Origin of the sequence: Pseudomonas sp. PS02302, assembly GCF_029959585.1 — a bacterium.
GTDB lineage: Bacteria > Pseudomonadota > Gammaproteobacteria > Pseudomonadales > Pseudomonadaceae > Chryseomonas > Chryseomonas aestiva.
The window spans coordinates 1-7,609 of sequence record NZ_JASCON010000130.1 but is presented as its reverse complement, the minus strand read 5'-3'; the positions used below and the strand labels follow the sequence as shown (position 1 = coordinate 7,609).

7 protein-coding genes are annotated in these 7,609 nt (G+C 60.4%); 2 read left to right on the top strand and 5 right to left on the bottom strand.

The features are described from left to right. Together QMX82_RS24995 and QMX82_RS24990 are read right to left on the bottom strand one after the other, a co-directional pair. Nucleotides 1–743: aconitase family protein (locus QMX82_RS24995; RefSeq protein ID WP_282288581.1), on the bottom strand; the 743-nt coding region annotated here is incomplete at its 3' end. Between the two features lie 158 nt (nucleotides 744–901). Next, nucleotides 902–2,263: a dicarboxylate/amino acid:cation symporter gene (locus QMX82_RS24990; RefSeq protein WP_282288580.1), complete on the bottom strand. Its 1,362-nt coding sequence runs from the start codon at nucleotides 2,261–2,263 to the stop codon at nucleotides 902–904. 421 nt (nucleotides 2,264–2,684) lie between these two features. On the opposite strand from QMX82_RS24990, the gene QMX82_RS24985 reads away from it, so the two are divergent. Both QMX82_RS24985 and QMX82_RS24980 read left to right on the top strand, forming a co-directional pair. Continuing rightward, nucleotides 2,685–3,608 (top strand): LysR family transcriptional regulator, encoded by a 924-nt coding sequence (locus tag QMX82_RS24985; protein WP_282288579.1) that lies wholly within the window; start codon nucleotides 2,685–2,687, stop codon nucleotides 3,606–3,608. A 209-nt stretch (nucleotides 3,609–3,817) separates the two neighbouring features. Continuing rightward, entirely contained in the window at nucleotides 3,818–4,024 is a 207-nt protein-coding gene (locus QMX82_RS24980; RefSeq protein WP_282288577.1) for a hypothetical protein, read from the top strand. A gap of 90 nt (nucleotides 4,025–4,114) precedes the next feature. Here QMX82_RS24980 and QMX82_RS24975 read toward each other — a convergent pair whose 3' ends face one another. The 3 genes from QMX82_RS24975 to QMX82_RS24965 form a co-directional block, all read right to left on the bottom strand. Then, nucleotides 4,115–4,558, bottom strand: a complete 444-nt coding sequence (locus tag QMX82_RS24975) for a hypothetical protein (RefSeq protein ID WP_282288575.1) — start codon at nucleotides 4,556–4,558, stop codon at nucleotides 4,115–4,117. A gap of 500 nt (nucleotides 4,559–5,058) precedes the next feature. Further along, a complete protein-coding gene (locus tag QMX82_RS24970; protein WP_282288573.1) occupies nucleotides 5,059–6,684 on the bottom strand; it encodes a methyl-accepting chemotaxis protein in 1,626 nt (541 codons plus the stop codon). 77 nt (nucleotides 6,685–6,761) lie between these two features. Continuing rightward, the coding region (locus QMX82_RS24965; RefSeq protein WP_282288571.1) for a thiamine pyrophosphate-dependent enzyme at nucleotides 6,762–7,609 on the bottom strand (848 nt) is incomplete at its 5' end.

Sequence of the window (7,609 nt, the reverse complement as noted above, 5' to 3'; positions counted from 1 at the left end):
GGCCGAAGCCTGGGGCCTTCACCGTCCGTACCGAGAGCTTCTTGCCCCGGGCCGTCTTGTGCGATTGGCTGTCGCGCTCGGTGTAGATGTCCTTGAGCACGCCGTGGTCGCGCATGAACGACATGGCCGCAGGGGCCATTACCCCCGGCGGTACCGATCTTGCCGATTATTGCGAGGATGATGTCCTTGGCGGTGACCCCGAACGGCAATTGGCCATCGACGGAAACCAGCATGTTTTTCATCTTCTTGGCGATCAGGCACTGGGTCGCCAGCACATGCTCGACCTCGGAGGTGCCGATACCGTGTGCCAGCGCCCCGAAGGCGCCGTGGGTAGCGGTGTGGGAATCGCCGCAGACCACGGTCATGCCCGGCAGGGTAGCGCCCTGTTCCGGAGCGATGACATGAACGATCCCGTGGCGAACGTCATTCATCTTGAATTCGGTGATGCCGTACTGATCGCAGTTGTCGTCGAGGGTCTGCACTTGCAGGCGCGAAACCGGATCGGCAATGGCGGCGATCCCGCCCTTGCGCTCTGACGTAGTCGGCACGTTGTGGTCCGGGGTCGCGATGTTGGCATCGACACGCCAGGGCGTGCGGCCGCTCAGACGCAAGCCTTCGAAGGCTTGGGGCGAGGTGACTTCGTGAATGATGTGGCGATCGATGTAGAGCAGCGCCGAGCCGTCGTCGCGCTGCTTCACCAGATGCGAATCCCAGAGTTTGTCGTAAAGCGTTCGGCTAACCATCGCATTATCCTGCCTTGAGTTTTTATATGCCAGGAAACTGGCGCTTGGATCGAATAGAGCAACTACAGCGTGTTTTTCATCAACAGGTACTGAACACAACCTTTCAGCAGAGCAGACGCCTGCATGAGGCTGCGTAATAAAGGGCGGTCAGATCTTTATTAATGTTTGAGCGCCCGACTTGTAACATCGGGTAGTTGGACAAGAGGCTCGCTCGCAGACGTCGCCGATCTGGCGGTCTCGGATCGCGCAGCATCACGAGTTTCTTCCAAGTCTTCGCCATCAAGCGCTCTATTCATCTTGGCAGTGTCCAGAGCGCCTACCCATTTGGCGATGGCCATCGTTCCGACCCCATTGCCGATCGTATTGGTAATGCCCCGCGCCTCGGACATGAAGCGATCCACACCCAACAGCAACACCATACCGGCCACCGGGATGGTATCGAGCGACGCCAGGGTCGCCGTGAGGATGATGAAGCCTGCCCCGGCCACGCCCGCGGACCCCTTGGAGGTGAACATGAGAACGGTCAGCACGATCAGCTGATCGGTCAAGGTCAGCGGGGTATTGGTCGCCTGGGCGATGAAGATGGCGGCAATGGTGTAGTAGATGGCTTGCCCATCAGGATTGAAGGTCAGGCCTGAGGGAATGACGAGTCCTGCCACCGGCTTGGATACCCCGGCCTTCTCCATTTTCGAGATCATCTGTGGCAACACCGATTCGGATGAGCAGGTCCCCAGCACGGTGAACAGTTCTTCCTTGATGTACTTCAGGAACTTCCACAGGCTGAAACCACTGTATCGGCAGATCGGACCCAGTACGAAAATCACGAACACCGCGCAGGTCAGATAGACGCAAGCCACCAGCTTGCCCAACGAAAACAGCGAGCCGAAGCCGTATTTGCCGATGGTGAAGGCGATCGCGCCGAAGGCTCCGATAGGCGCCAGGCGCATTATCATGCTGACGATCCGAAACATGCCTTGCGTCAGGCTATCGAGCGTGTCCACGAAGAGTTTCGCCCGGGGCCCGGCATTGGCCAGGGCTACCCCAAGCAAGACCGAAAATAGAAGAATCTGCAGCACGTTGCCCTTCGCGAAGGCATCGACGATGGTGTTGGGAATGATGCCCATCAGGAAGTCCATGGCCGACGTATGCTTGGCGGCCGTGGCGTAGCTGCTGAGACTTGAAGTATCCAGGGTAGTGACGTCGACATTCATTCCACTGCCGGGCCTCAATACATTGGCGACCACCAGGCCGACGACAAGCGCCAGGGTGGAAACCACTTCGAAATAGATCAGGGCGCGGAAGCCGACCCGTCCCAGTTCTTTCATGTTTTCCATGCCGGCGATGCCGGTGACTACCGTCAGGAAGATGACCGGCGCCAGCAGCATCTTGATGAGCTTGATGAAGGCATCACCCAGGGGTTTCAGCGCCGCTCCTGTTTCAGGAAACAGCACGCCGACGAGAGAGCCGGCTATTACCGCGATCAACACCTGGACGTAGAGTTTTCCGAGCGCTTTTTTCATTGTTAACCCCTGAATTTTTATTTTTGTCAGGAGACATCGGGTAATCGGCTTGCGACCGATCGCGCGATGTCTGAGTTGTTATCTGGCGTGATTGAAGACGGTCAGCGATCAATCAGTACCCGCGCGCATATTTCCTCTATCGAAGTTGCCGGCCCCGGTGCAAGCCGCTTTCAATAGGGTGAAGTTCAACGTCGAACGTCTTCGGCAGTCGTTACTGGTCTTGGATCCCAATGTCTGGCTCAGTCCAATACACTCGGCTGAAACTGCGGGAGTTCTGATAGCGCTTTGAACTGGCTCAACTAAGCCACTGGCGCGGGAGGGTTGATCGCAGGCTGTTCAGCAGAGTGTGGGAGGAGTATATGTAGTGATCGCTACCCTGTGAGTGCTTCAAAATCACTACTTAATTAACTTTGAGTTACCAATGAGCCAGACCCTCGATCTCGCTTTTTTCCATCTGCTTGCCGAGAAAGGCAGCCTGGCAGCGACCGCCCGGGAACTGGGGGTGACCCCTCCGGCGGTGAGCAAGCGGCTGAGTGCCCTCGAAGCCCGCCTGGGCATTCGCCTGGTCACCCGGACAACCCGGTCCATGAGCCTGACGGCCGAGGGGGAGATGTACTTCAACCACGCCGAGCGCATCCTCACGCAGATCAATGAGGTGGAGCAGCTGGTCAGCAGCTGCCGCGCGACCCCCAAGGGCCTGATACGAGTCAATGCGACCCTGGGTTTTGGCCGACGCTATATCGGCCCGGCGCTCGCTGCCTTTCATACGCGCTATCCCGAGGTCAAGGTGCAGCTGGAGATCAGCGATCATCCTCTGGATCTGGCTACCCATGGTTTCGATCTGGCCATTCGCATCGGCAACCTCCCCGACGCGGCTTTCCATGCCCGCAAGATCGCCTCCAATCGCCGACTGCTATGCGCCTCCCCCCTCTATCTGGAAAAGCATGGCAGCCCCTCCCGGCTCACGGACCTGCAAGACCACAGCTGCATTTTCCTGCGCCAGAACGAAGCGACCTACGGCGTCTGGAATTTCAACAACGGCGGGCGCACGCAAAATATCAAGATCCACGGTGCCCTGAGCTGCAACGACGGGGAAGTGGCCTTGAACTGGGCCCTGGAAGGCTATGGGATTCTGCAGCGTTCCGAATGGGATATCGCCCGCTATGTACGCAGCGGTCGCCTGCGGGTGGTGTTGGAAGACCAGACCGAGCAGGCGGATATCTATGCGGTTTATCCGCAACAACTGCACCTCTCGGCCAGGGTGCGCAGCCTGATCGACTTTCTGGTCGAGCGCTTTTCCAATATCAACGCCATGGGTGAGGACACCGGCGACTCCGACGCCTGAGCGCTGGGCGATCGCTGCCCACGGGCGGGGAGGTTGACGCGTTTTGAGGGGGGGGAAGAGCCGTTCTTTCGGGATCTGTATGTTTTCGCGCCGTCGCGAACAGTCCCTGGAAGGATGACAGGATTGTAATGCGCGGCTCATCCTGGCGTTGCCCGCGCACCCCTAGAGTGGCGCTCATACCCACGCTGCACTCTAGAAGGAGAAACACCATGACGTTCCTCAACACTGCCCTGTTTGCCGCCACCCTCGCCGTTGCGGGCCTCGGCTATGCCGCAGACGGCAGCGAGCGTTCGATCTCGCACAACGAAGACTTTCGCGATAGTCAGGCGGCGCTCCAGCAGCACCGGGAGATGCACGAAACGCTGGCGAAGGAAGAGCGTCAGTCTCGGCAAGGAGCCGTCGAGGCCACTAACTAGGGCCGCAAGGTCGCTCGTCGCCACGGATGGCACGAATCGGCGAAGATGGACGTAACTCGCCAGCTCACGTCGAGGCGACCTGCAGCCGCCTCAGCTTGGCAACATCCTTGTCGCCAGCCTGCGCCCGGTATCCGCTGACGGTATCAGGCGACGGACATGCGCCCAGGCGCCGAACATCGCGGCGCCGACGTGAATGCCCCTGGACTTCAGACGTTCGTCATCGAGGTGCCGCTGCAGGGTATCTATACCCACCTCCTCGGGCGCCTCCACGCCGAGCGCCACAATGCCTGGAAGACAGGCCTTGAAGATGCTTCCAAGGGCATAGGCCTTATCAGGGGGCTGCACCCAGGCGGCGCGAACCGCTTCCACGTTCAGACCCGCGTTGGTGAGACTGCCGTGGAGATTGACGCCTATCTGCAGAGCCAAGCCCTCACGAGTGATCATCTGCTGGATCCAGCCTGGAGCTTTCCGATGCAGTTCGAAACCTTCCAGGCTGGCAGGCGTCAGCGTACTGTCCTGCTCCAGAAAGATCATCAACCTGTCGGGTTGGAGTCGCTCTGCAAAGGCGGTTGCTGCAGCTATGGTATCGGGCTGATACCTCAGTACTCGACGCACACGATGGCGTCGAAGGTGCCCAAGGATTCAGGCATGTCCGCGATGCTGCTTCGTAGAAGCATGGCGGTCTAGGCAGTGCCAATTGCACGGCCCGTGCGGCGGCGAGCGCATCGTCGTCGTGATCCTTGCCGGCAGCTTCACCCAGTTCACCGACAAGCTCGCTCAGCAGGAGCGTGACATCGCCAGATCCACAGCCGACCTCCAAATCCCACATGCCCTCGGTAATTCCCGCACTCCCTGGGGTTCGTCTGATCCAGGGAGGAGGGCAGCGGTTCTGGTCAGCGTGTCTCGAGTGCGGGATGTTTCGCCGACGCCAGCCGGAAGCCGCATCCGGGTCGGTCAGCAGCATGTCGAATGCCACCCCGCAGGGGTATTGCCGGGAGTATCAAAGCCCGGCGCTGAGTTTATTGATCAGCTCCTCACACGCGGAATCGTCGAATCTGTCCGTTGAGTTCTACCGCCAACTGAGAGAGCTGCTGACTCGCCGCGCGAGTCTGCTCAGCTCCCGCGGCAGTCTGCACCGACAGATCACGAATACGCGCCAGGTTAAGATCCACTTCGCGGGCCACCTGAGCCTGTTCCTCTGCACCGCTGGCAATCATCAGGTTCCGCTCATCAATGCCCGACACCGATTGCGCGATGGTCTCCAAGGCTGAGTTCGCCGCCTGCGCCTGTTCCCGCGTCTGCCGTGCCTGGTCGGCGCTGGTCAGCAAAGCATCTACCGTCTGGCCGGTGCCCTGTTGGATGCTGCCAATCATCTTTTCGATCTCGCGTGTGCTGTCACCCGTGCGTTGGGCCAGGCCCCTTACCTCATCCGCCACAACTGCAAAGCCACGGCCGGCATCGCCTGCTCGGGCGGCCTCGATTGCGGCATTGAGTGCCAGCAGATTGGTCTGCTCGGCTACCGAACGGATGACGTCGAGGACCTGGCTGATGTCGCGGGTCTGTTCGGCCAGTGCCTTGGCACGATCGCCGGCGCCCATGACGTTCTCGGTCAACGTCTCGATGGCAATCAGCGTTTTGCCCAGCTGTTGCTGACCATGGCGGGCTGTATCAGCGGCTTTGCGTGATTCGGTCGAGGTTGAAGTGGCGTTGCCGGCGACTTGCTCGACAGCCTGGCTCATTTCGGTCACCGCGGTGGCGGCCGTCTCGATTTCGCCATTCTGCTGCTGCAGGCCAGTGGCGCTTTCCTGCATGACCGCGGTCATTTCTTCGGCGGCCGAGGCAAGCTGATTGGCCGAGTGCCCCAGGTGGCTCAGGGTGTCGCGTAGATTGGTCTGCATCTGCTGCATGGCGCGCAGTAGTTGGGCGGCCTCATCCTGGTCGCGGGTGTCCAGGGTCTGGGTCAGATCGCCGCTGGCGATGGCACTGGCAGCGCTCACGGCGGTATCGATTGGCCGAGTAATGCTCACGGTCAGGCGCCAGGCCAGCAACAGGGTAAGGCCCAGCGCGAGGCCGATCGCCAACCAGGTCACTGCTTTCGACTGGCCATAGGTAGCACTGGCGTGTTCGGAGGCTGCGTTGATGTCATCCTGATTGAACTTGCGCAGGGCTTCGGTGCTTGCGTTCATCTTGCTTCCTAGCTGGGCCAGGACCGTCTGCACCATAGTGCGGGCTTCGTCCATTCTGCCGGTGCCCACCAACTCGGCCAGCTGGTTGACACTATCTAGATAGCCCCGATAGGCCTGGCGCAGACTATCGAAGGCCTGACGCTCCGGATCGGAGCCAATCGAGGCTTCATAGCGGTTGAATGCCGCCAGTATGGCGTTGTGATGGGATTCGAGCTGCTTGCGCGCATCGACGACAGTGGACGCGTCCGGGAAGGCTATCAGGCGCAACACTTCTGCTCGGGTAAAAGCCAACAGCAGGGCCAGGTTGTCAGCCTCGATCACACTCGGGACGCTGTCCGTTTCGATCTCCAGACTTTGATCCCTCATTTGCGACATCTGCGTGATACCGAAAATGCCCACTCCAGCGACCAAGGCGGCTAGAAATCCAAAGCACAGCAAGCTGCGGCTGGCAATTCCCAAAGAGCGTAATGTCATGTCTTAGGTCCGGTTAGTGGTTGGTGAGCGGGATGCAGGTAACGGCACCGGGTGGCAATCCAGTCAGCTAGTCACGCTCAAACCGCCGCGCTGCGCTGCTGGATTTCCTGATGCAGGATGCGATCGTTCTCGGAGTAGTCCACCGGGCAGTCGATGACGTGGACGCCAGGGGTGTCCAGGCACTGCCGCACCAACGGCGCGAAGGCGGCCGCGCTTTCCACGCGATGGCCATGGGCGCCGTAGCTTTCGGCGTAGCGGACGAAGTCCGGATTGCCGTAGTCCAGGCCGAAGTCCTCGAAGCCCATCTGCGCCTGCTTCCAGCGGATCATGCCGTAGCCGTCGTCGCGCAGGATGATGACCACCAGGTTCATCTTCAGGCGTACCGCGGTTTCCAGTTCCTGGCTGTTCATCATGAAGCCGCCGTCGCCGCAGACCGCGACGATGGGGGTGCCGGGATGGACCAGACGCGCGGCCATGGCCGACGGCAGGCCGGCGCCCATGGTGGCCAGGGCGTTGTCCAGCAGCACCGTGTTGGGCATGTAGGCCTTGTAGTTGCGGGCGAACCAGATCTTGTAGATGCCGTTGTCCAGGGCGACGATGCCGTCGGACGGCAGTACGTTGCGCAGATCGGCCACCAGGCGCTGCGGATAGACCGGGAAGCGGTCATCGGTGGCGCCTTCGGCAACATGGGCCTCGTTGGCTTCGCGGATGTGCAGCAGACGGTCGAAGTTCCAGGTGGGCTGGACTTCGATGCGCTCCTTGATTTCCCAGATGGCGTTGGCGATGTCGCCGACCACCTCGACCTGGGGGAAGTACACCGGATCGACTTCGGCGGAGCGGAAGTTGATGTGGATGACCTCGGTGCCGCCACGGGTCATGAAGAACGGCGGCTTCTCGATCACATCGTGGCCGATGTTGACGATGA

Bases quoted from the DNA above. Each gene is read 5' to 3' on its own strand.
- QMX82_RS24990 (WP_282288580.1), bottom strand. From the start codon at position 2,263: ATGAAAAAAGCGCTCGGAAAACTCTACGTCCAGGTGTTGATCGCGGTA.
- QMX82_RS24985 (WP_282288579.1), top strand. From the start codon at position 2,685: ATGAGCCAGACCCTCGATCTCGCTTTTTTCCATCTGCTTGCCGAGAAA.
- QMX82_RS24980 (WP_282288577.1), top strand. From the start codon at position 3,818: ATGACGTTCCTCAACACTGCCCTGTTTGCCGCCACCCTCGCCGTTGCG.
- QMX82_RS24975 (WP_282288575.1), bottom strand. From the start codon at position 4,558: ATGATCTTTCTGGAGCAGGACAGTACGCTGACGCCTGCCAGCCTGGAA.
- QMX82_RS24970 (WP_282288573.1), bottom strand. From the start codon at position 6,684: ATGACATTACGCTCTTTGGGAATTGCCAGCCGCAGCTTGCTGTGCTTT.